This window comes from Yimella sp. cx-51 (genome assembly GCF_017654605.1).
In the GTDB taxonomy this organism is placed as follows: domain Bacteria; phylum Actinomycetota; class Actinomycetes; order Actinomycetales; family Dermatophilaceae; genus Yimella.
On the sequence record NZ_CP072113.1, the window covers coordinates 668740 to 693272 of the forward strand.

Below are 24533 nucleotides of genomic sequence, written 5' to 3' on the forward strand. Positions count from 1 at the left end.
CGTCAATCTTCTGTGCGCCGGCCGAACCCACTGCTCCTCACGCGACCGCCGGGCAAGCTCAATCAGCGGCGTCAAACCCTCCGCGCCCGCTGATTGAGCCGCAGGACTGACGAAGGAAGTCCTGCGTGTCGAAATCCGCCAAATCTGATCAAGAACGCCGAACAATGATCTCCCGCACGACCGCCACGTCCGCGATCCGGTCGTCCCGCCAGTCGCTACCGGCCCGTAGGTGGGGGCCCCGTTAGGCTGGCCGGGTAACCACAACAACCTTTTGAGGAGCCAACTGTGGCAAGCATTGACGCCATCATCGCCCGCGAGATCCTCGATTCCCGTGGCAACCCGACCGTCGAGGTCGAGGTCGTCCTGGACGACGGTGCCCTCGGTCGCGCCGCCGTTCCCTCCGGTGCTTCCACCGGTCAGTTCGAGGCCGTCGAGCGCCGCGACGGTGACAAGAAGCGTTACCTCGGCAAGGGCGTCGAGGACGCCGTCGACTCCGTTGTCGAGCAGCTCGCCCCGGCCCTGCTTGGTTACGAGGCGGACGAGCAGCGCCTCATCGACACCGAGATGATCGAGATCGACGGCACCCCCAACAAGGGCAAGGTCGGCGCCAACGCGATCCTCGGCGTCTCGCTCGCCGTCGCCAAGGCCGCCGCCGAGTCGGCCGGCCTGCCGCTGTTCCGCTACGTGGGTGGCCCCAACGCGCACGTCCTGCCCGTGCCGATGATGAACATCCTCAACGGTGGTGCGCACGCCGACTCCAACGTCGACATCCAGGAGTTCATGATCGCTCCGATCGGTGCCGAGTCCTTCCGTGAGGCGCTGCGCTGGGGCACCGAGGTCTACCACGCGCTCAAGGGCGTCCTGCACGACAAGGGCCTGGCCACCGGCCTGGGCGACGAGGGAGGCTTCGCGCCGAACCTCGAGTCCAACCGCGCCGCGCTCGACCTCATCGTCGAGGCGATCAAGAAGGCCGGTTACGAGCCCGGCAAGCAGATCGCGCTCGCGCTCGATGTGGCCGCCAGCGAGTTCGGTGACAAGTCGGGTTACACCTTCGAGGGCAAGAAGAAGTCGTCCAAGGAAATGGTCGACTACTACGCCGATCTCGTGGCCAACTACCCGCTGGTCTCCATCGAGGACCCGCTGGACGAGGAGGACTGGGACGGCTGGAAGGCCATGACCGAGGTGCTCGGCGACAAGGTGCAGTTGGTCGGCGACGACCTCTTCGTCACTAACCCCGAGCGTCTGCAGCGCGGCATCGACAGCGACACCGCCAACGCGCTGCTGGTGAAGGTCAACCAGATCGGTTCGCTCACCGAGACCCTCGACGCGGTCGACCTGGCTCACCGCAACGGCTACCGCTGCATGATGAGCCACCGTTCCGGTGAGACCGAGGACGTCACGATCGCCGACCTCGCCGTCGCCACGAACTGCGGCCAGATCAAGACCGGTGCACCGGCCCGTTCCGACCGCGTCGCGAAGTACAACCAGTTGCTGCGCATCGAGGAAGAGCTGGACGACGCGGCGGCCTACGCCGGCGCCGGCGCTTTCCCGCGCTTCAAGTGACAGTCTGATCTGATTCGAAAGTTGTTGGTATGACACGCGATTCGCGGCCAGCGGGCCGGTCGAAGGGCCGGGGCAGTTCACGGCCCGCTGCCGCGCGTCGCGGTCCTACCCGTCCGACGATCGCTCGGGACGAACGTTCCGCGACCGGGCGGCTGGCAGCGCTGCGCCAGCACGCCCGGCAGCGTCCGCAGTCGATGCGGCGGCTGACGATCCTGGGCGGTCTGTTGTTGTTCCTCGCGGTGATCATCACCCCGACCCTCAACAGCTATCTGCAGCAGCAGCACCAGATCGACAAACTCGGCGCAGACGTCACGCAGCAGCGCAAGGATGTCGCGTCCAAGCAGACGGAACTCAAGCGTTGGCAAGACCCGAAGTTCGTCAAGCAGCAGGCCCGCGACCGGCTCGGTTTCGTCACGCCAGGTGAGCAGCTCACCGTGCTGGTCGATGAGAACGGCAAGGCTGTCGGGTCGGTCGACCCGGCGGGCAAGAAGGTCTCCACCAACCCGTGGTACGGCCAGGTATGGCAGTCGGTCGTCTCGGCGAACCGGGGCGGCAAGTGAGTGCTGCGATCGATCCGGCCGACATCGCCGCGATCGAAGCCCAGCTCGGACGTGTGCCCCGCGGAGTCGTCGAGATCGCCGGTCGTTGCCCGTGCGGTTGCCCCACGGTCGTCCGTACCCTCCCGCGCTTGCCGGACGGCACGCCGTTCCCCACCTCGTTCTACGCCACCTGCCCACGGCTCACCGGCGCGATCAGCACCCTCGAGGCCAGCGGCATGATGCGCGAGATGACGCAGGCGCTCCAGGACGACCCCGAACTCGCGGCGGCCTACCGGGCAGCCCACGACGACTACCTGCGCCAGCGCGCCGAACTCGGCCAGGTCGAGGAGATCGACGGTATCTCCGCTGGCGGTATGCCTGACCGCGTCAAGTGCCTGCACGTCCTGGTGGCCCACTCCATCGCGGTCGGCCCAGGAGTGAATCCGTTGGGAGACAAGGCATTGGCCGCTCTGCCCACGTGGTGGGAGAACGGTTGCTGCACACCCCGGGAGGACGAAGCATGAGGGTCGGCGCGATCGACTGCGGCACCAATTCGATCCGGCTGCTGGTCGCCGACGTCGATGATTCAGGCGTGCTCACCGACGTGGAGCGCACCATGCGGATCGTCCGCCTCGGCCAAGGGGTCGACGTCACCGGCCGGATCGCCGACGAAGCAATGGCCCGGACGCTCGAAGCCGCCCGCGACTACGCGAAGACCTGTGAAGAACTCGGTGTCGAGAAAGCGCGGTTCGTCGCCACTTCTGCGTCCCGAGACGCTTCGAACGCCGCTGAGTTCATCGATGGTGTGCGAGATGCCTTCTCCCACTTCGGAATTGCTCCCGAGGTCGTCTCCGGCCTCGAAGAAGCCTCGCTGAGCTTCCGGGGCGCCACCGGCGATGTCATCGCCTCGGGTGCATCCGCTCCCTATCTCGTGGTCGATCTCGGCGGAGGGTCGACCGAGTTCGTGCGCGGCACCGACTCGGTCGAGCGCTCCATCTCGATGGACATCGGCTGTGTGCGTATGACCGAGCGCCACCTACGCTCCGACCCGCCCACCGAGCGGGAGATCGCAGTAGCACTGGTCGACATCAATGCTGCAATCGACGAGGCGGAGCAGGAGGTCGGCTTCGAGGGCATCGGATCACTGGTCGGTCTTGCCGGCTCGATCGCCACGATCACCGCCAACGCGCTCCACCTGCCCGGATACGACAAGAAGCTCATCCACGGCACGCGGTTGCCCGTGGCCGACGCTGAGAGCTCCTGCACCGAGTTGCTGTCGGCCTCGCGCGAACAGCGCGCGGCGATGCCTTTCATGCATCCCGGACGCGTCGATGTCATCGGTGCTGGGGCATTGATCTGGCGCACGATCGTGCAGCGCGTTGCCGCAGCCAGCGGCATCGAAGCCACGATCACCAGCGAGAAGGACATCCTCGACGGCATCGCGCTGTCGGTCGCCGACTGAAAGATGCCGTTCGGCGCTCGGGAGTGGGCCGCATCACAGGCCGCCAACTAGGCTGACAACCGGCCGACACCGTGGTCGGTGCCTGCATTCCTTCTGGAGGTTGGTTCGGTGAAGTGCTTGAGGGTCATGCGAACTCGCGCCGTGCGCGTCAGTGCGACGGCGGCATCATGAGCGATCACCTCGACGGCCCCGAGAGCGACCTCGACCCCACGCAGACCACCGGCGCCGAGAGCGATGTGCTCACCCTGGCCGACGGTTTCCCGGTGCTCGACCACGCCAGGTGGCAGCACATGGCGGCTGCCGTTCTCAACCGCGGGCGTCCAGATGACAAAAAGCTCTCCGGCGAGCAGGCGCAGAAGAGGCTGCGCGTCACGACACCGGACGGCCTGGAGATCGACGCCCTCTACTCCGCGCCCGCCGACGGTCGGGCGCTGGGCCACCCGGGCGTGATGCCCTTTGTCCGCGGGTCGTCGGTGCGCACCGGTGACTCGGACGCCTGGCAGATCCGTCAGTGGCACGACGACCCAGACCCGGCTGCGTCCGCGAAAGCGGTGTTGGCCGACCTGCAGGGCGGCGCACACGCGGTGTGGATGCAACTCGGCGCCGACGGCATCACAGTCGACGACCTCCCGACCGTTCTCGATGGCGTGCACCTGGAGATGGCGGCACTGCACGTCAGCACTGCGGACGATCAGATCGCCGCTGCGCGCGCCGCCGTCGACCTCTGGGAATCGAAGGAGCTCGAAGGCTTCACCGTGCGTGGCGGCCTCGGCATCGATCGTCTCGGCGCCATCGCCCGTGGCAATGCCGAACCTGAGAAGCGGGATGTGCTGCGTCTGGTGCGCACCTGTGTCGGCACGTACCCGACCGTTCGCTCGCTCACCGTCGACGCCACGATCTACCACGAAGCCGGCGCCGGGGCAGTCGAAGAAGTCGCTTGCGCCATCGCCACCGGAGTCGCCTACCTGCGCGGTCTCGAACAGTCGGGAGTGACTGCGGCACAGACCTATTCGCAGATCGAGTTCCGCGTCGCCGCAGAAGCGGATCAGTTCATCACCATCGCCAAGCTGCGTGCGCTGCGCCGCCTGTGGGCGCGCGTGGGTGAAGTGTGTGGAGTGCCGGACGTGCTTCGCGGTGCCCGGCAGCACGCGGTCACCTCCCGTCGGATGATGACCCGCATCGACCCGTCGGTGAACATGTTGCGTGCCACCACCGCCTGTTTCGCGGCCGCGGTGGGCGGGGCCGAGGCGATCACCGTGCTGCCCTACGACACAGCGTGGGGTCTGCCGGACGCCACCTCGCGGCGTATCGCCCGCAACACCCAAATCGTGCTCGCCGAGGAGTCACACCTGGGCCGGGTGACCGACGCCGCGGGAGGTAGTTGGTATGTCGAGTCACTGACCGATCAGCTCGCGGTCAAGGCCTGGGAGTTCTTCCAGCAGCTCGACGCCGACGGCGGTATGGAAAACGCCTTGCGCGACGGTCGGGTGGCCGACCGCATCGCCGCCGTGCGAGGGGAGCGGGAGTCCCGTCTCGACCGTCGCAGCCAGCCGATCACCGGCGTCAGCATGTTCCCGCCGGCCAGTCAGCCGCCGCTGGAGCGCGCACCACACCCGAGCATCGACCTCGTGGCCGAGCCGGCCGTCACTCCGGTGCGTGACGCGGAGGTGTTCGAGGCGTTGCGTGAACGACGCGGGGAGGGCTCGAAGGTCTTCCTCGCCTGCATCGGGGCACGCCGTGACTTCGGTGCGCGTGAGAGCTTCACCAGTAACCTGCTCCGCATCGCGGGGCTCGAACCCGTTGTGGCAGAGGGGATCTCGGCTGAAGAACTGACAGCTGCGATGCGCGCCGCAGACAGTGACATCGTGATCCTCTGCTCCTCACCCGCCAAGTACGCCGAACTCGGAAACGAGGTCGCTGCGGCACTGCGCGACGCCGGAGCCAGGAAGGTGCTGATCGCCGGCCGAGCCCGCGAACTCGCGTCCGATGCAGCCACACAGATCGACGGCGAGATCTACGACGGCATGGACGTGGTCGCCTTCCTCGGCGACCTCCTCGACACGTTGGGAGCACCCCGATGAGCAACCGGAAGCCTACGGCGAAGAGCAGCATCCCCTCCTTCGGCAACGTGCCGCTCGGTGACGGCGCACCACCTGCCGGCTCCGGCGCCCAGTGGGAACAGCTCGTCGCCACGACCGAGGGCTATTCGCACGGGTGGCAGACCCCGGAGCACATCCTCGTCCCGCCGCTCTACACCGACGAAAACCTCGACGGTCTCGACTTCCTGAACACCACGCCGGGCGCCCCGCCCTACCTGCGCGGTCCGTACGCCACGATGTACGCCAGCCAGCCCTGGACCATCCGGCAGTACGCCGGGTTCTCCACCGCCCAGGAATCCAACGCCTTCTACCGCCGCAACCTCGCTGCCGGACAGAAAGGCCTGTCGGTCGCCTTCGACCTCGCCACCCACCGCGGGTACGACTCCGACCACCCGCGCGTCGCAGGTGACGTCGGCATGGCGGGCGTCGCGATCGACTCGATCTATGACATGCGGCAGTTGTTCGACGGCATCCCGCTCGACCAGATGAGCGTGTCGATGACGATGAACGGCGCCGTGCTACCGATCCTTGCGCTGTACGTCGTGGCCGCCGAGGAACAGGGTGTTGCTCCGGAGCAGCTGTCGGGCACCATCCAGAACGACATCCTCAAAGAGTTCATGGTGCGCAACACCTACATCTACCCGCCCGAGCCGTCGATGCGGATCATCTCCGACATCTTCGCCTTCACCTCGCAGCGGATGCCGCGCTTCAATTCGATCTCGATCTCCGGCTATCACATGCAGGAAGCCGGAGCCACGGCCGACATCGAGATGGCGTACACGCTCGCCGACGGGGTGGAGTACATCCGCGCCGGCGAGGCGGTCGGGCTCGACGTCGACGCCTTCGCGCCGCGGTTGTCCTTCTTCTGGGCGATCGGCATGAACTTCTTCATGGAAGTCGCCAAGATGCGCGCATCCCGGCTGCTGTGGGCCCGCCTGGTGCGTGAGTTCGAGCCGAAGAACGACAAGTCGATGTCGCTGCGCACGCACTCGCAGACCTCCGGGTGGTCGCTCACCGCGCAGGACGTCTACAACAACGTCATCCGCACCTGCATGGAGGCGATGGCCGCCACGCAGGGGCACACCCAGTCGTTGCACACGAATGCGCTGGACGAAGCGATCGCCCTGCCGACCGACTTCAGTGCACGCATCGCGCGCAATACCCAGTTGTTCCTGCAGCAGGAGTCGGGCACCACCCGGGTCATCGATCCGTGGGCGGGCAGCGCGTACGTCGAGCGCCTCACCCACGACCTCGCCAAGCGGGCGTGGGCCCTCATCGAGGAGGTCGAAGAGGCCGGCGGCATGGCCAAGGCGATCGAGGCCGGCATTCCCAAGATGCGCATCGAGGAAGCCGCCGCCCGCACCCAGGCCCGCATCGACTCCGGCCGCCAACCGGTGATCGGCGTCAACAAGTACCGCCTGGACGGTGATGAACCGATCGAGGTGCTCAAGGTCGACAACGCCTCCGTACGAGCCAGTCAACTCGCCAAGCTCGAGCAACTGCGGGCCGAACGCGACGATGATGCCTGCCGGGCCGCACTGGCCGCGCTCACCGAAGTGGCTGCCAACCCCGGCGGAGGCGGCAACCTCCTGGCCGCCGCGATCGACGCCGCCCGCGCCATGGCGACCGTCGGTGAGATGTCGGACGCGATGGAGCAGGTCTTCGGCCGCTACACCGCCTCGATCCGCACCATCTCCGGCGTCTACAGCAAGGAATCGGGAAGGTCGGCAGCGATGGACGAAGCCCGTGGGCTGATCAGCCGCTTCGAGCAGGAAGAAGGACGTCGTCCGCGCATCCTCGTGGCCAAGATGGGGCAGGACGGCCACGACCGCGGTCAGAAGGTGATCTCCACCGCGTTCGCCGACCTCGGATTCGACGTCGACGTGGGCCCGCTCTTCCAGACGCCGGACGAGGTTGCCCGCCAGGCCGTCGAGGCCGACGTGCACGTCGTCGGTGTGTCCTCGCTGGCCGCCGGCCACCTCACGCTTGTGCCGGCGCTGCGCAAGGCGCTGGACGAAGCGGGGCGTGACGATCTCATGATCGTCGTCGGTGGCGTGATCCCTGAACAGGACTTCGCCCAGCTCCGCGAAAGCGGCGCCGACGCGATCTACCCGCCCGGCACCGTTATCCCTGATGCCGCGTGCGAACTCCTGCGCAGTCTGCTCGAGCGTCACCACGGCATCACCGGCAATCCTTCGGACGAAGGGACAGCGGAGCGCTCGGATGCGTGAAGCACCCTCGGCCGCGGCGCTCGCCGAAGGCGTCCTCGCCGGGCGGCGCGCTGTCGTCGCCCGGGCGTTGACCCTGGTGGAGTCGTCCCGCGCCGACCACCGAGCCGTCGCCCACGAACTGCTGGAGCTCTTGGCACCGCACACCGGTCAGGCCATCCGGGTCGGCATCTCCGGCGTTCCTGGTGCCGGGAAGTCGACCTTCATCGACGCCCTCGGCACCCGGCTCATCGAGCAGGGCCACCGCGTCGGTGTGCTCGCCGTCGACCCCTCCTCCTCCCGAAGCGGGGGCAGCATCCTCGGCGACCGCACCCGTATGGCGGCGCTCACCGCCAGCGAGGACGCCTTCGTCCGACCGTCCCCCTCGGGATGTCACCTCGGGGGAGTGGCCCGAGCGACCAGGGAAGCGATGGTCGTGCTCGAAGCGGCCGCGTTCGACGTGCTGATCGTCGAAACGGTCGGCGTCGGGCAATCGGAAGTGGCGGTCGCCGGGATGGTCGACACCTTCCTGCTGCTGGCGCTCGCGCGATCGGGCGACCAACTGCAGGGCATCAAACGCGGCATCCTCGAGCTCGCCGATGTCATCGCGGTCAACAAGGCCGACGGCGACAACCTCGGCGAATCCCGAGTCACCGCAAGAGAACTCGCCATCGCGATGAAACTCATGTTCTCCGAGGACGATGGTGCACCGCCCCAGGTGCTCACCTGCAGCGCCCGCACCGGTGACGGGCTGCCCGAGGTCTGGCAGGCAGTGCTCGACCACCGCAACCAGCTCCTCGCTTCTGGACAACTGCAGCAGCGCCGCCTCGACCAACAGAAGCAGTGGATGTGGGCTCTGGTGGAAGACGGCTTGTGGCGCGACTTCCGCGACAACCCGGTGCTGCAGCAGGCCAGCCCGCAGATCGAACAGGCTTTGGCCGCAGGCGAACTCGGCGCTCTCGAAGCCGCCGAGCAGCTGCTCTCCCTCTCCCGCAAGAGGGCTTCGACCACACCGACCGCGGACGCCTGACCAGACCCGTCCGGGGCGTGCGCCCCGCGGGATCCGCCGCCGTCGATGTTCGGCGATCCCGTAATCTGACGGGGCCCTCGTAGCCCAACGGCAGAGGCAAGCGCCTTAAAAGCGCTCCCGGTGCGGGTTCGAATCCCGTCGAGGGCACCCTGTTTCCGATGTCCTGAGACATGTGTTTCCTATGTCCCGCGACTCAACGCCGTCGAGGGCGCCACTTGACCAACACTTGGCGAACTTGACCTTCTTCTGACGAAGTCCTGACCTTGCGCGGAAGCGCGGTTGACCCGTCGGTTCCTAGCCTGAGCGTTGTGCCGCCGCCCTTCGCGGCACCACCCCCCGGAAGGAAACTTCGTCGCAATGAAACGTCTCGCCGGAATCACCGCCCTGGTCAGCGTCGGCCTCATGGCTCTACCGACTGCCGGGTCCACGTCCGTGGCTGCGCCTGCTGCCGACAACAAGTCGACCTCGGGTTACACCCCTGGCGCCCGCGACGGTGCTCAGAACGCTCGACTTCAGACCCAGCTCGATCGAGCCCTCGCCGCGCCGACCGCCGGTAACCAGCGCACGAGTCTCGCCGCTGCCGCAACGGTCTACTACTCGGTGTCCGGTGCCCCGAGCTATGCCTCTCTGATCCGACAGAGCGCAAGCATCTGGAACTCGCGCGTCTCGAACGTTCGCCTGGTGGAGTCGTACAGCGGAGCGTCCCTGCACTACTACGAGGGCAATGTCAGCGGTGGCTCGTACGCCTACACCGACGGACACGGCAACGGCGAGATCGTGCTCGACCACAGCCAGATGCGGGAGTACTCCCCGCTGCGCATCGTCACCCACGAGACCGGGCACGCGTACGGCCTGCCCGACCACTACTCCGGCCCGTGCTCGGAGCTCATGTCCGGTGGCGGCCCCGGCCCCTCGTGCACGAATGCCTACCCGAACAGCACCGAGGTGTCACGGGTGAACAGCCTCTGGGCCTACTACGGCTTCACCTCGATGCCGCGCGCCAAGGCGGTCAATCCGGCAGCCTGAGGCCCACCCAACTGTGCGGAGGCCGCGCGACGACCGCTCCCTGCGTCGCGTGGCCTTCGTGCAGGTATCGGCCGTGTCACATTCGCCAAGTTCTGGCCGAGTCCGGGGATTATTTGCAACCGTCGGGCGCTTAGATTGGGTAGAGAACTGACCCACACCTCGTGGGACGCGATCGTTTGGAGGAGCGCGATGGCAACCAACCCGGTGTTCGACCGGTTCGAGAAGGATCTGCAACGCGGCGAGTACGCCGGGTTCGGCAACCGTCAGCAGCCGCAGTACGGCCAGTACGGCACCCCGCCGCAGCAACAGCAATACGGCCAGCCGCAGCAGTACGGCCAGCAGGCCCAGTGGGGTCAGCCGGCTCCGCAGCAGCAGCCCGTCGACTACGGCATGCAGCCGGGCAGCGGCCGCACCATGACGGTCGACGATGTCGTCGCCAAGTCGCTCGGCCTCTTCGCTCTGCTGCTCATCAGCGGTGCTGCGGGCTGGTTGATCTCGGACCAGAACCCGGGCGTCGGCCTGGCGATCTGGATGGGCGGCATGATCGCCGGCATCGTGCTCGGCTTCGTCATCAGCTTCAAGAAGACGATCTCCGTCCCGCTGATCGTCGCCTACGCGGTGATCGAGGGCGCGTTCCTCGGAGCGATCAGCCAGTTCTTCGAGACCCAGTGGAACGGCATCGTCCCGCAAGCGGTGCTCGCCACGCTCTGCGTCTTCGTCGGCATGTTCGCCGGCTGGAAGTTCGGTGTCATCAAGGTCAACGACCGCACCCGCAAGGTCTTCGCCTTCGCCGCGATGGGCTACTTCCTCTTCGCGATGGTTAACCTCGTGCTCCAGTGGACCGGCGTGCTCGACCAGTTCGGCTTCTTCAGCATGGGCACCTTCGGCATGATCCTGTGCCTGTTCGCCGTCGCGCTGGCCTCCTACTCGTTGGCGATCGCCTTCGACACCATCCAGTACGCCGCCAACGCCGGTGTGCCGGAGAAGACCTCGTGGCTGCTCGCCCACGGCATCGTGGTGTCGGTGGCCTGGCTCTACCTCGAGTTGCTGCGTCTGCTGGCCATCAGCCGCGACTGATCCCGGCAGCTCTTCGGGGCTGAAACGCCAAGAGGCCCGCACCAGATGGTGCGGGCCTCTTGCTGCGTGCTCACCAGAGCAGATCCGGGTGTGCCATCTGGGCTCAGAGGCTGCGGCGCAGCACGACGAGAGCCTCCAGTGCTTCGTCCGCCCGGCCCGCGACGCAGGCGTCGTACACCGCAACCCGGAGCTGATCCATGGTCGCTGCCGGCGACAGGTGCGGAAGCTGTTCGGGCGTGTCGGTCGACGCGATGAGGGACTGGGCGCAATGGCGCACCTGCCCGCACAACGAACGCGCGCGGTCCAGCGGCAGCTGCTGCCACCGCCGGACCACGCGCGTGAGCTCGACCCGCACGTCCTCGGGCCTGGGATCGTTGATCAGGACAGGCGCTCGTAGATGATCGCCATTCCCTGACCGCCACCGACACACATGGTCTCCAGGCCGAAGGTGCCGTCGACGGTCTGCAGACCGTTGAGCAGAGTGGTCGTGATGCGAGCACCGGTCGACCCGAAGGGGTGACCGAGCGCGATCGCGCCACCGAACTTGTTGAGCTTGTCGAAGTCCATGCCGAGGTCGTCCGCGGACGGAAGCACCTGGGCGGCGAAGGCCTCGTTGATCTCGTAGAGGTCCATGTCGTCGATCGTCATGCCGGCGCGGGCAAACGCCTGCTTGGACGCCTCGACCGGGCCGAGGCCCATGATCTCGGGGGAGAGGCCGGAGACACCCGTGGCCACGACGCGGGCCAGGGGAGCCAGACCGAGCTCCTTGGCCTTGGTGTCGCTCATCACGACCAGCGCTGCAGCACCGTCGTTCAACGGGCAGCAGTTGCCGGCGGTGACGGTGCCGTTCTCGCGGAAGACCGGCTGCAGCGTTGACACCTTCTCCAGGGTGACGCCCGCGCGCGGACCGTCGTCGGTGGAGACCACGGTGCCGTCGGCCAGGGTGACCGGAGCGATCTCGCGGGCGAAGAAGCCGTCCTTGATGGCCTGCTCGGCGCGGTTCTGGCTGCTGACGCCCCACTCGTCCTGGCGCTCGCGGCTCACTCCGCGCGAGGTGGCGACGTTCTCGGCGGTCTGGCCCATCGAGATGTAGATGTCGGGCAGCTGGCCGTCTTCACGCGGGTCGGTCCAGGTGCTGTTGTCCGCGGCGATCTTGGCCGTGCGGGTGACGGCGTCGGCGAACTTGGGGTTGCGCAGCGAGTCCGGCGACGAACCAGCGCTGGAGAAGTCGAGGTAGCGCGACACGCACTCCACACCGGCCGAGATGAAGATGTCACCTTCGCCGGCCTTGATGGCGTGGTAAGCCATGCGGGTGGTCTGCACCGAGGAGGAGCAGAATCGGTTGATGGTGGCGCCCGGCACGGTGTCGAGACCGGCCAGCACCGAGACCACGCGCGCCATGTTGTTGCCGTGCTCGCCCCACGGCTCTGCGCAGCCGAGGTAGAGGTCGTCGACCAGGGTCGGATCGAGAGCCGGAATCTTGTCGAGCGCCGCCTGCACGGCGATCGTCGCGAGATCGTCCGGGCGGACGTCCTTCAGCGAGCCCTTGAAAGCACGCCCGATGGGCGTGCGCGCGGTCGAGACGATGACTGCTTCGGTCATGGATCCTCCGTCGTCGGTGGTGCTCCGGCCGTGCAACCGGGTGTTGCAGAGCCGCTCGATGCCTGAGTCTACGGCTCGGTAACTTCGCCGTCGCGGTTGCTCTGCCCGCTGCCGGACGCTGCCGCGATGCCGTCGGGCGCCGGTGGCTCGACCTGGGTGGGAAGCGGTTCGCGATGCCGTCGCAAGAGCATCGCCCAGCGCCCCCGGTGGCCGGAGTCCTGGCCGCCGACAGCGGTCGGCGTGACCTCCGTGCCCGGGTCGCGCACTGCGCGCATCGCAGCCACGGAGACCGGACCGATGCTCTCCCCACGACGTCGATCGGGAGCTCGCCCGGTGTCGGTCGATGTGCGGCCCAAGGCGTCCAGCACCGAGGGGATCAGCGCGGACGCGGCGCGCGCGTAGCCGGCTGCCGAGGGGTGGAAACGATCCTTGCTGAACATCACGGCCGGCGTCTTCTCGAACTCGTGGCCGAGCAGGTCGCCCAGCGACACCGTGCGTCCGCCGTGCTCGATGACCGCCACCGTTTGAGCGGCCGCGAGATCGCGCGACCACTTGCGGGTGAGGAAGCGCAGCGGCTGCGGCACGGGTTCGATGACCCCGAGATCGGGGCAGGTGCCGACGACGACCTCACAGCCCACTGCCCGTAGCGCGGCGACGGCGGCCGCGAGGTGCCGGGTCGACGTCGCCCGCTGGACGCTGCGGGTCACGTCGTTGGCGCCGATCATGATCAGTGCCACCTGCGGATGGTCGACCAGCTCGAGCGCTCTGGTCACCTGGTCGCCGAGGTCGGTCGAGATCGCACCGACAGCAGCGACATTGGTGAGGTGCACAGGCCGTCCAGCGATCGCCGCGACGGCGGTCGCGACGATGGCGCCGACGGTCTGCGTCGGACGATCTGCTCCCATGCCCTTGGCGGTGGAGTCGCCGATCACCAGGAGTTCGACGGTGGGCCCTGGGCCGTGGCCGTAGGTGCCGGAGTCCTCGGGCGCACCCTCGAAGGGCTGCCCGACGACGCGGCGGGCCACGGCCGCTTCGATCCGCAGCAGTCCATAGGCGCCGAGTCCGACGCCGGTCAGCCCGGCCGCGCCGATCGAGCCAGCGTAGGCCGCTGTGGTCGCGAGTTTGCGTGCACCTGCCGTAGCCATGCACTCATCCTGCCTCGTCGTCTTGTCCGGCGTCAGCCCAGGCTCTGTACGCGGGAGCGGAGCAATCTTGGCGCTATATGTCTGCACGGATCGCCAGACGCTGGACGTCGGCGGCCAGGAGCGTCACGACGCTACTTCGGCGTCTGGTTCACGATGTGAGATCGTCGGCTCTATGAAGTATGTGGAGCACATCGTCGATCTCGTCGGCGGCACACCCCTGGTCAAGCTCAACCACGTCACTGGCGACATCGCCTGCACAGTGCTGGCGAAGGTGGAGTACATGAACCCGGGGGGTTCGGTGAAGGACCGCATCGCAGTGAAAATGGTCGAGGCGGCCGAAGCGTCCGGCGAATTGCAGCCCGGCGGCACGATCGTCGAACCCACGTCGGGCAATACCGGAGTGGGCCTGGCGCTCGTCGCCCAGCGCAAGGGTTACAAGTGCATCTTCGTCTGCCCGGACAAGGTCAGCGAGGACAAGCGCAGTGTGCTGCGCGCCTACGGCGCCGACGTGGTGGTGACCCCCACCTCCGTCGCGCCTGATCACCCAGATTCCTACTACTCGGTGTCCGACCGCATTGCCGACGAGACACCCGGTGGCTGGAAGCCCGACCAGTACTCCAACCAGAACGGTCCGGCGTCGCACTACGAGAGCACCGGCCCGGAGATCTGGAACGACACCGACGGCCGCATCACCTCCTTTGTCGCCGGAGTCGGCACGGGCGGAACCATCACCGGCACAGCCCGCTACCTGCGAGAGATCTCCGCCGACCGACAGGGCGGACGCGTGCAGATCATCGGCGCCGACCCCGAAGGCTCGGTCTATTCCGGTGGCACCGGTCGCCCGTACCTCGTCGAGGGTGTCGGCGAGGACATGTGGCCCTCCGTGTACGACCCGAGCGTCGTCGACGAGGTGATTGCCGTCAGCGACGCCGAATCATTCGAGATGACCCGCAGGTTGGCGCGTGAGGAAGGCCTGCTCGTCGGCGGATCGTGCGGGATGGCCGTGGTCGCCGCGCTGCGGCACGCGCGGACGCTGCCCGCTGATGCCGTGGTCGTGGTGGTGCTGCCCGATTCCGGTCGCGGCTACCTGTCGAAGATCTTCGACGACAGCTGGATGGCGTCCTACGGCTTCGGTGCCGAAGAGGGTGGACGCACAGTGGGCGATGTGCTCTCGGCCAAGTCGGGCAGCCTTCCCGACCTCGTGCACACCCACCCCAATGAAACGATCCGCGACGCGATCGAGATCCTGCGCGAGTACGACGTCTCGCAGATGCCGGTGGTCAAGGCAGAGCCGCCGATCATGGCCGGCGAAGTGGCCGGTGCGGTGAGTGAGCGCGCCCTGCTCGATGCGCTCTTCACCGGCAGTGCCCATCTCGCTGACTCGGTGAGCAAGCACATGGAGCCTGCTCTGACCTTGGTCGGAGCAGGCGAGCCGGTGGAGAGCCTGCGCCCGCTCCTGGCGGAGCAGGACGCGGTCATGGTCGTCGACGGCGGTAAGCCGATCGGGGTGCTGACAAGGGCTGATCTCCTGGGTGTCCTGGCCCAGTGACAGATCCCAGAAACCGCGTCTGACCTGCGGATTTGGCAGTTCACCAAACCATCACCTAATGTTTACGACGTCAGCCCGACAGGGAGGCGAAAACAGCCGGAGCGATCCGGTTGGGAGCGCGCCCCGGGCCTGGCCAAACCGGCTAGACATGATCTACACAATGATGTAAGCTGGACATCCTTCCGGAGCCAAGTGCGCGAGGATCCTCGGATCTGACGCCCAAGAGCCGGAAACAAAAGCAACATCCTTCGAACAGCTCGAAGCTTTCATCGCTCAGTGTGATGATTTGCCTCGATGCCTGGTCGTTTCTTGAGAACTCAACAGCGTGTCGAGTGATTGATGCCGAATGTTTGTTTGGCTGATATTAACGAGATTATTTGTAGAACAAACTTTTGATGGTTTGTTTTGCTCTTGTCAGTTTTTGTTGGTCAGGCTTGAATTTTTTGTAGTTTTTTACGGAGAGTTTGATCCTGGCTCAGGACGAACGCTGGCGGCGTGCTTAACACATGCAAGTCGAACGATGAAGCTCCAGCTTGCTGGGGTGGATTAGTGGCGAACGGGTGAGTAACACGTGAGTAACCTGCCCTTCACTCTGGGATAAGCCTTGGAAACGGGGTCTAATACTGGATATTCAGGCGTCACCGCATGGTGGTGTTTGGAAAGATTTTTTGGTGGGGGATGGACTCGCGGCCTATCAGCTTGTTGGTGAGGTAGTGGCTCACCAAGGCTTTGACGGGTAGCCGGCCTGAGAGGGTGACCGGCCACACTGGGACTGAGACACGGCCCAGACTCCTACGGGAGGCAGCAGTGGGGAATATTGCACAATGGGCGAAAGCCTGATGCAGCGACGCCGCGTGAGGGATGACGGCCTTCGGGTTGTAAACCTCTTTCAGCAGGGACGAAGCGTGAGTGACGGTACCTGCAGAAGAAGCACCGGCTAACTACGTGCCAGCAGCCGCGGTAATACGTAGGGTGCGAGCGTTGTCCGGAATTATTGGGCGTAAAGAGCTTGTAGGCGGTTTGTCGCGTCTGCCGTGAAAGCCCAGGGCTTAACCCTGGGTCTGCGGTGGGTACGGGCAGGCTAGAGTGTGGTAGGGGAGACTGGAATTCCTGGTGTAGCGGTGAAATGCGCAGATATCAGGAGGAACACCGATGGCGAAGGCAGGTCTCTGGGCCATTACTGACGCTGAGAAGCGAAAGCATGGGGAGCGAACAGGATTAGATACCCTGGTAGTCCATGCCGTAAACGTTGGGCGCTAGGTGTGGGACTCATTCCACGAGTTCCGTGCCGCAGCTAACGCATTAAGCGCCCCGCCTGGGGAGTACGGCCGCAAGGCTAAAACTCAAAGGAATTGACGGGGGCCCGCACAAGCGGCGGAGCATGCGGATTAATTCGATGCAACGCGAAGAACCTTACCAAGGCTTGACATACACCGGAAGCATGCAGAGATGTGTGTGCCTTTTGGCTGGTGTACAGGTGGTGCATGGTTGTCGTCAGCTCGTGTCGTGAGATGTTGGGTTAAGTCCCGCAACGAGCGCAACCCTCGTTCCATGTTGCCAGCACGTAATGGTGGGGACTCATGGGAGACTGCCGGGGTCAACTCGGAGGAAGGTGGGGATGACGTCAAATCATCATGCCCCTTATGTCTTGGGCTTCACGCATGCTACAATGGCTGGTACAGAGGGTTGCGATACCGTGAGGTGGAGCGAATCCCTTAAAACCGGTCTCAGTTCGGATTGGGGTCTGCAACTCGACCCCATGAAGTTGGAGTCGCTAGTAATCGCAGATCAGCAGTGCTGCGGTGAATACGTTCCCGGGCCTTGTACACACCGCCCGTCAAGTCACGAAAGTCGGTAACACCCGAAGCCGGTGGCCTAACCCTTGTGGGGGGAGCCGTCGAAGGTGGGATTGGCGATTGGGACTAAGTCGTAACAAGGTAGCCGTACCGGAAGGTGCGGCTGGATCACCTCCTTTCTAAGGAGCGACAGTGGCCTTTCATCACCGAGTGTGTGGTGGGGTCCTGCTCATGGGTGGAACATCAATCATGGTGCCTGTCACGGGTGCCACCTCGAACTAAGTACGAACCACGGTGGTGGTTGATGCTGCGGGTTGTCAAGGATCACTGAGTCTGGTTGTGGAACAGGGACGGGTGGTGTGTGTGGGGTGTCGACACGTTGTTGGGTCCTGAAGAAACGACCCGAAGCCCCTTGGTGGGGTTCGGTTGTTTTTTCTGGGTTGCAGGCTCATAGCCGGCCACGGTGAATGTGGTTGTGGGTGTGGGTTGCTGTGTGTTGTTTGAGAATTGCATAGTGGACGCGAAGCATCTGTAGTGCTCTGTGTAAGTTTTTAAGGGCGTACGGTGGATGCCTTGGCACCAGGAACCGATGAAGGACGTAGGAATCTGCGATAAGCCTCGGGGAGTCGATAACCAGACTGTGATCCGAGGATTTCCGAATGGGGGAACCCAGCACCATTCATGTGGTGTTACCCGCATCTGAATAAAATAGGGTGTGTGGAGGGGTGGGGAAGAAACATCTCAGTACCCACAGGAAGAAAAACAACAGTGATTCCGTGAGTAGTGGCGAGCGAAAGCGGATGAGGCTAAACCATGATTGTGTGATACCTGTCAGGGGTTGCAGTTGTGGGGTTGTGGGGCGTTTTACAATGTGACATGTTGGTGGGCAGTAAGAAATTGCGCGTGTAGACGAACAATCTTGAATGGTTGACCGTAGAGGGTGTGAGTCCTGTAGTCGAAACATGTGTGACTGTCTTGAGCGTGTTCCCAAGTAGCACCGGGCCGTGAAATCGGTGTGAATCTGGCAGGACCACCTGCTAAGCTAAATATTCCCTGGTGAGATAGGGACTAGTACCGTGAGGGAAAGGTGAAAGTACCCCGGGAGGGGAGTGAAATAGTACCTGAAACCGAGGCTTACAATCCGTCAGCCGGCGTTGTTCCGGTGATGGCGTGCCTTTTGAAGAATGAGAGCGAGTTAGTGCTCAGTGGCGAGGTTAACCGTGTGGGGTAGCCGTAGCGAAGCGAGTCCGAATAGGGCGCATATAGTCGCTGGTCTAGACCCGAAGCGGAGTGATCTACCCATGGCCAGGTTGAAGCGACGGTAAGACGTCGTGGAGGACCGAACCCACTTAGTTGAAAACTGAGGGGATGAGCTGTGGGTAGGGGTGAAAGGCCAATCAAACTCCGTGATAGCTGGTTCTCCCCGAATGCATTTAGGTGCAGCGTCACGTGTTTCTTACCGGAGGTAGAGCTACTGGATGGCTGATGGGCCTCACCAGGTTACTGACGTCAACCAAACTCCGAATGCCGGTAAGTGAGAGCGTGGCAGTGAGACTGTGGGGGATAAGCTTCATAGTCGAGAGGGAAACAGCCCAGATCACCAGCTAAGGTCCCTAAGCGTGTGCTAAGTGGAAAAGGATGTGGAGTTGCTGTGACAACCAGGAGGTTGGCTTAGAAGCAGCCACCCTTTAAAGAGTGCGTAATAGCTCACTGGTCAAGTGATTCCGCGCCGACAATGTAGCGGGGCTCAAGCACACCACCGAAGCTGTGGCAATCACATATCACCCTGACTGAGGTCCAGGGGTGTGGTTGGGTAGGGGAGCGTCGTGTGGGCAGTGAAGCGGCGGAGTGATCCAGTCGTGGAGGCCACACGAGTGAGAATGCAGGCATGAGTAGCGAAAGACGGGTGAGAAACCCGTCCGCCGAATAACCAAGGGTTCCAGGGTCAAGCTAATCTGCCCTGGGTAAGTCGGGACCTAAGGCGAGGCCGACAGGCGTAGTCGATGGACATCCGGTTGATATTCCGGAACCGGCGAAGGACCGCCCATATCGAATCAGGGGATGCTAACCACCCGAACCGCGACGTTTGTACACCTTCGGGTGTGCGTGTTCGTGGGGAGCGTGGGACCCGATCTTGTAGTAGGTAAGCGATGGAGTGACGCAGGAAGGTAGCCTCCGCGGGGCGATGGTTGTCCCCGTCTAAGACTGTAGGACGAGATATAGGCAAATCCGTATCTCTTGTGTCTGAGAGTTGATAGTGACCACGTTATGTGGGAAGTAGGGTGATCCTATGCTGCCGAGAAAAACTTCTAGCGAGGTTCGAGCCGCCCGTACCCCAAACCGACTCAGGTGGTTAGGTAGAGAATACTAAGGCGATCGAGTGAATCGTGGTTAAGGAATTCGGCAAAATGCCCCCGTAACTTCGGGAGAAGGGGGGCCCAAACCTTGAAGTGACTTGCTCACTAGGGGTGAGGGCCGCAGAGACCAGGGAGAAGCGACTGTTTACTAAAAACACAGGTCCGTGCGAAGAAGTAATTCGATGTATACGGACTGACGCCTGCCCGGTGCTGGAAGGTTAAGAGGACCGGTTAGTCACTTGTGGCGAAGCTGAGAATTTAAGCCCCAGTAAACGGCGGTGGTAACTATAACCATCCTAAGGTAGCGAAATTCCTTGTCGGGTAAGTTCCGACCTGCACGAATGGCGTAACGACTTCTCCACTGTCTCAACCGCGAACTCGGCGAAATTGCACTACGAGTAAAGATGCTCGTTACGCGCAGCAGGACGGAAAGACCCCGGGACCTTTACTACAGCTTGGTATTGGTGTTCGGTACGGCTTGTGTAGGATAGGTGGGAGACTGTGAAGCATGCACGCCAGTGTGTGTGGAGTCAACGTTGAAATACCACTCTGGTCGTTCTGGGCTCCTAACCTCGGTCCGTGATCCGGATCAGGGACAGTGCCTGGTGGGTAGTTTAACTGGGGCGGTTGCCTCCTAAAAGGTAACGGAGGCGCCCAAAGGTTCCCTCAGCCTGGTTGGCAATCAGGTTTTGAGTGTAAGTGCACAAGGGAGCTTGACTGTGAGACAGACATGTCGAGCAGAGACGAAAGTCGGGACTAGTGACCCGGCGGTGGCTTGTGGAAGCGCCGTCGCTCAACGGATAAAAGGTACCCCGGGGATAACAGGCTGATCTTGCCCAAGAGCTCATATCGACGGCATGGTTTGGCACCTCGATGTCGGCTCGTCGCATCCTGGGGCTGGAGTAGGTCCCAAGGGTTGGGCTGTTCGCCCATTAAAGCGGTACGCGAGCTGGGTTTAGAACGTCGTGAGACAGTTCGGTCCCTATCCGCTGTGCGCGTAGGAAACTTGAGAAGACCTGTCCCTAGTACGAGAGGACCGGGATGGACGAACCTCTGGTGTGTCAGTTGTCCTGCCAAGGGCACCGCTGATTAGCTACGTTCGGAAGTGATAACCGCTGAAAGCATCTAAGCGGGAAGCACACTTCAAGATGAGGTTTCCATCACCATTCATGGTGGGGAGGCTCCCAGCAGACTACTGGGTTGATAGGCCGGACGTGGAAGCACAGTAATGTGTGTAGCTGACCGGTACTAATAAGCCGATAACTTACCCAAACAAACAGCACTGCGTAAGCATGTTTCGCGTCTACTATGCGATATCTGAAACAACACACCAACCACAATTGTTTGGTTGATAGTTTCATAGCGTTACGGCGGTCATAGCGAAGTGGGAAACGCCCGGTCACACTCCGAACCCGGAAGCTAAGCCCTTCAGCGCCGATGGTACTGCACTCGGTAGGGTGTGGGAGAGTAGGACACCGCCGGACAACTTTTATAGTCAGAGGGTTACTTGGAAACAAGTAGCCCTCTGACTTTTTTGTGCTCAACCTGAGGTTCGGCTGGGACGTCCACCAAGTGGTTCGACTATGTTCGAGGCGTCCACGGCAAAGACGGAGAGGCACCAGACGGTGATGCTGGACAAGATACTGAAGGGCTCGATCAACACCTTCGGTGGCAGCAACGAGCCTGATCGCGCGAAGGCAGGATGGCGCGAACTCGTAGCTCTATGGCTTGGCCGACTCCTGGTGGTAGCGGCGCTCTGGTCGTTCATCTCGCTGCTGTTCCCGCTGGAGTGGGTGGGTGTGGTCGTTTCTGACCTGCTGTCGCTGCTCGGCCTACCGTCCGAACCCAGCCTGTTCGTCGCGATATTGACCCTCGTCCTGGCCGGCGCGGTCCGTCGCCGGTTGCGGGCCGGCCACACCGTGGTATTGGTCTATCTGACTCTGTCGCTGGTCACATCGATCATGCTCGCGATCCTTGCGGCGCAGGACTCCGATTTCGCCATGGGCGGCAACCTGCGCGGCTGGACCCGCGACTACGTGGAGTTCCGTATCGGCGTCTGGTTCAACGTGCTGGCGGCTGTGTTGCAGTTCGTTGTTCTCGTCCTGCTGGTCATGAGCCGCAGGGCGTTCCCGGCACGCTTGCAGAAGGGCAGCCTCCGCCTAGGCCTGGGCGTGCTGGCAGGCGGCCTGTTGGTTTCTGCCCTCACCGCGTTCGCGCTGACGCTGGCCTTTCCGCACACCTTGGCGACGATGGGCGAGCGAGTGCGATGGAGCATCCGCTCCGCTTTCGGGGTGGAGACTCCACCTGGCACCCCTAAGTTCCACGGGCACTTCGGGCCCGGCTGGGTCTACGTGCTGGCTGGATTGATCTCGGCCGCGGCCCTGGTGCTCGCCCTGCTGGCGGTGTGGCGCTCCGGTCGCGGGGTCGGCGTACAGCGAGCCGCAGATGAGCTTCAGGTGCGGGAGCTGCTCCTGAAATATGGCGAGGACGACTCACTCGGCTACTTCGCCACCCGCCGCGACAAGTCTGTTGTCTTCTCGCCCGACGGTCGAGCGGCACTCACGTATCGCAACGAAGGTTCGGTCAGCGTCGCGAGTGCTGACCCGATCGGAGATCCCGCGGCGTGGCCCGATGCCATCGCGCAGTGGCGCCGCGAATGCCGGGAGCTCGGTCTCTACAGCGCAGTGCTCTCCAGCAGCGAGGCTGCTTCGAAGTTGTACGTCTCGGCAGGACTGCGGGCCTTCCCTCTCGGCGACGAAGCGATCCTCGACGCCGACACCTTCAGCCTGCGCGGTCGATCGATGCGGCCCGTGCGTCAGGCCGTCACCCGCATCAGCCGAGCCGGCTACACCGCCCAGGTGCGACGCCACGCCGATCTGTCCGCCCAGGAGCTGCAGGAGATCGAAGCCTTGGCGCAGGAATGGCGAGGCAACGAGACCGAGCGCGGCTTCTCGATGGCGCTCAACCGGTTGGGTGATCCGGCCGACGGGCGCTGCGTGCTGATCACCGCGCGTGACAAGGACGGCCGTATCCGCGGCTTCCTGTCGTTCGTCCCGTGGGGTGTGCGAGGTGTCTCGCTCGATCTCATGCGCCGCGACCGCACCGCCGAGAACGGCCTCAACGAGTACATGGTCGCCAAGCTGGTCGAACTCGGCGCCGACCTCGGTATTCGGCGGGTCTCGCTCAACTTCGCGGTGTTCCGCAATGTCTTCAGCAGTGCCGACCAGGTGGGCGCCGGTCCGATCACCAAACTCACTGATGCCGCGCTGTCGTTCGCGTCCCGCTTCTACCAACTGGAGACGCTGTACCGCTCCAACGACAAGTACCGCCCCACCTGGGTGCCGCGCCTGTTGTGTTACGACCCGAGCCTGACGGTGGCTCGGGCTGGTTTGGCCATGGGAATCGCGGAAGGGTTCGTCCGTCCGGTGGGCCCGAGCTTCCTGATCGGTCCGCGTCCGGAGGAGTCGCAGGCTCCGCGTGGAGCCGAATTCGACGAGCAGGTGCGTGCGCAGGAGCGTCAGCTGCTCATTCCCGAGCCTGACCCGCAGCCGCTGAGCGAACAGCAGCGCGTCCGTCGCCAGAAGCTGGCGGTGCTGCAGGAGGCGGGGCGGAGCGGTTACCCCGTATCGGTGTCGCGCACGGCCCGGGTCGCCGATGTGGTGGCCGAGTTCAGTGGACTGTCTCCCGACATCGTGACCGACACCCAGGTGTCGATCACCGGCCGCATCCGCGCTTGGCGTGACCTGGGCGGGGTGACCTTCGCCGTGCTGGACGACGAAGGATCACGCATCCAGGTCATGGTGACCGCCGATGGCAGTGCAGAAGTCGAACGGCAGTTGTGGAGGCGCTGCGTCGACCTGGGCGACTTGGTCAGTGTGACCGGTCCGGTTGCCACCTCGCGCAATGGCGAACTCTCGGTGCTGCTGCACTCGTGGCAGATGGCGTCCAAGTGCTTGTCGCCGATGCCCGGCCTGCACGCCCACCTGTCGGAGGACGTCCGTGCGCGCAACAGGTCGTTGGCGTTGCTCTCCGACCCCGGTGCGTTGCACATGCTGCAGCGGCGATTCGTGGGTGTGCGCGCGATGCGCGATGTGTTCACCGACAAGGGTTTCGTCGAGGTCGAGACTCCGATGCTGCAAGCCATTCACGGTGGAGCCACGGCCCGGCCGTTCCAGACGCACATCAACGCCTACAACATGGGTCTTTACCTACGGATCGCACCCGAGCTCTATCTCAAGCGTCTCGCGGTCGGCGGGATGCAGAAGATCTTCGAACTCAACCGCAACTTCCGTAATGAGGGAGCCGACGCCACGCACAATCCGGAGTTCACCTCGCTGGAGGCCTATGAGGCATACGGCGACTACAACACCATGCGTGAGCTGATGCGCGAGACCGTGCTGCGCACCGCGGTCGCGGTCAACGGACGTCCGATTGCCTTGCGTCCCAATGATTCCGGTGGTGTCGACGAGATCGACCTCGATCAGCCGTGGCCGGTGATCACTGTGCACGAAGCAGTGTCGAGGGCCGTTGGCGAACAGATCACCACTGACACGACGGTGGAGGAGCTGGCCAGAATTTGCGCCACTGCCGATGTCGCAGTGCCCGCGGGAGCCGGCGCCGGACGCATGGTGATGGAGCTCTACGAAGCCAAGGTCGAGAAGCAGACCACCTTCCCCACCTTCTACCAGGACTTCCCGGTGGAAGTTTCGCCGTTGGCGCGCCCCGGTCGTCACGACCGGCGCGTGGCGGAGCAGTGGGACCTCGTTGCTTTCGGCGCCGAACTCGGCACCGCCTACAGCGAGCTCATCGACCCGATCGACCAACGTGAGCGGCTCACCCGGCAGTCGCTGGCAGCGGCAGCCGGCGACCCCGAGGCGATGGAAGTCGACGAGGCCTTCCTGTCAGCTCTCGAACTCGGTATGCCACCCACCGGCGGACTCGGGTTCGGCGTCGACCGCCTGATCATGATGCTGCTCGGTACGAACATCAGGGCCACGCTGGCGTTCCCGTTCGTGCGTCCGACCGGCAACGAGGATCTCGGCGACAACTGATCACAAGCACCCAGCTCACCTCGTCGAGTC

14 protein-coding genes, 1 tRNA gene and 3 rRNA genes are annotated in these 24533 nt (G+C 64.1%); 15 read left to right on the top strand and 3 right to left on the bottom strand.

Annotation, left to right across the window (positions count from 1 at the left end):
• The first annotated feature begins 285 nt into the window (after window positions 1-285).
• The 10 genes from eno (at window position 286) to J5M86_RS03270 (ending at window position 11003) form a co-directional block, all read left to right on the top strand.
• Window positions 286-1563, top strand: a complete 1278-nt coding sequence (eno, locus tag J5M86_RS03225) for a phosphopyruvate hydratase (protein ID WP_188059549.1) — start codon at window positions 286-288, stop codon at window positions 1561-1563.
• A 29-nt stretch (window positions 1564-1592) separates the two neighbouring features.
• Window positions 1593-2123, top strand: a complete 531-nt coding sequence (locus J5M86_RS03230; RefSeq protein WP_188059548.1) for a septum formation initiator family protein — start codon at window positions 1593-1595, stop codon at window positions 2121-2123.
• Complete coding sequence (locus tag J5M86_RS03235) at window positions 2084-2626, top strand: DUF501 domain-containing protein (protein ID WP_188059547.1); 543 nt, start codon at window positions 2084-2086, stop codon at window positions 2624-2626. Before J5M86_RS03230 ends, J5M86_RS03235 begins: the two co-directional genes overlap by 40 nt.
• The gene (locus tag J5M86_RS03240) at window positions 2623-3564 is read left to right on the top strand and encodes a Ppx/GppA phosphatase family protein (RefSeq protein WP_188059546.1); all 942 of its coding nucleotides are present in this window, start codon (window positions 2623-2625) and stop codon (window positions 3562-3564) included. Before J5M86_RS03235 ends, J5M86_RS03240 begins: the two co-directional genes overlap by 4 nt.
• Before the next feature lie 167 nt (window positions 3565-3731).
• Window positions 3732-5645: a methylmalonyl-CoA mutase family protein gene (locus J5M86_RS03245; protein WP_188059545.1), complete on the top strand. Its 1914-nt coding sequence runs from the start codon at window positions 3732-3734 to the stop codon at window positions 5643-5645.
• Complete coding sequence (gene scpA, locus J5M86_RS03250; protein ID WP_188059544.1) at window positions 5642-7894, top strand: methylmalonyl-CoA mutase; 2253 nt, start codon at window positions 5642-5644, stop codon at window positions 7892-7894. Before J5M86_RS03245 ends, scpA begins: the two co-directional genes overlap by 4 nt.
• Window positions 7887-8900, top strand: coding sequence for a methylmalonyl Co-A mutase-associated GTPase MeaB (gene meaB, locus J5M86_RS03255; protein WP_188059543.1), 1014 nt, complete (start codon window positions 7887-7889; stop codon window positions 8898-8900). The genes scpA and meaB overlap by 8 nt, the downstream gene beginning before the upstream one ends.
• Window positions 8901-8973: 73 nt before the next feature.
• Window positions 8974-9047 (top strand) — tRNA-Leu (locus J5M86_RS03260).
• Between the two features lie 210 nt (window positions 9048-9257).
• Window positions 9258-9926: a snapalysin family zinc-dependent metalloprotease gene (locus J5M86_RS03265; RefSeq protein WP_188059542.1), complete on the top strand. Its 669-nt coding sequence runs from the start codon at window positions 9258-9260 to the stop codon at window positions 9924-9926.
• A 189-nt stretch (window positions 9927-10115) separates the two neighbouring features.
• Window positions 10116-11003 (top strand): Bax inhibitor-1/YccA family protein, encoded by an 888-nt coding sequence (locus tag J5M86_RS03270; protein WP_188059541.1) that lies wholly within the window; start codon window positions 10116-10118, stop codon window positions 11001-11003.
• A gap of 103 nt (window positions 11004-11106) precedes the next feature.
• On the opposite strand, the gene J5M86_RS03275 is transcribed toward J5M86_RS03270, so the two are convergent.
• The 3 genes from J5M86_RS03275 to J5M86_RS03285 all read right to left on the bottom strand — a co-directional run bounded on the left by J5M86_RS03275 (window position 11107) and on the right by J5M86_RS03285 (window position 13750).
• A complete protein-coding gene (locus J5M86_RS03275; RefSeq protein ID WP_188059540.1) occupies window positions 11107-11358 on the bottom strand; it encodes a hypothetical protein in 252 nt (83 codons plus the stop codon).
• 23 nt (window positions 11359-11381) lie between these two features.
• On the bottom strand, window positions 11382-12605 hold the full coding sequence (locus J5M86_RS03280) for an acetyl-CoA C-acetyltransferase (RefSeq protein ID WP_188059539.1): 1224 nt from the start codon (window positions 12603-12605) through the stop codon (window positions 11382-11384).
• A 68-nt stretch (window positions 12606-12673) separates the two neighbouring features.
• On the bottom strand, window positions 12674-13750 hold the full coding sequence (locus J5M86_RS03285) for an SGNH/GDSL hydrolase family protein (RefSeq protein WP_188059538.1): 1077 nt from the start codon (window positions 13748-13750) through the stop codon (window positions 12674-12676).
• A gap of 172 nt (window positions 13751-13922) precedes the next feature.
• On the opposite strand from J5M86_RS03285, the gene J5M86_RS03290 reads away from it, so the two are divergent.
• From J5M86_RS03290 to lysX, 5 genes are all read left to right on the top strand, one after another.
• Window positions 13923-15299, top strand: coding sequence for a cystathionine beta-synthase (locus tag J5M86_RS03290; RefSeq protein ID WP_188059537.1), 1377 nt, complete (start codon window positions 13923-13925; stop codon window positions 15297-15299).
• A 452-nt stretch (window positions 15300-15751) separates the two neighbouring features.
• A 16S ribosomal RNA gene (locus tag J5M86_RS03295) occupies window positions 15752-17274 on the top strand.
• A gap of 362 nt (window positions 17275-17636) precedes the next feature.
• A 23S ribosomal RNA gene (locus J5M86_RS03300) occupies window positions 17637-20724 on the top strand.
• A 94-nt stretch (window positions 20725-20818) separates the two neighbouring features.
• Window positions 20819-20936, top strand: a 5S ribosomal RNA gene (rrf, locus tag J5M86_RS03305).
• The 16S, 23S and 5S rRNA genes sit together here, the layout of an rRNA operon.
• 144 nt (window positions 20937-21080) lie before the next feature.
• Complete coding sequence (gene lysX, locus J5M86_RS03310) at window positions 21081-24503, top strand: bifunctional lysylphosphatidylglycerol synthetase/lysine--tRNA ligase LysX (RefSeq protein WP_188061657.1); 3423 nt, start codon at window positions 21081-21083, stop codon at window positions 24501-24503.
• Window positions 24504-24533: the final 30 nt, after the last annotated feature.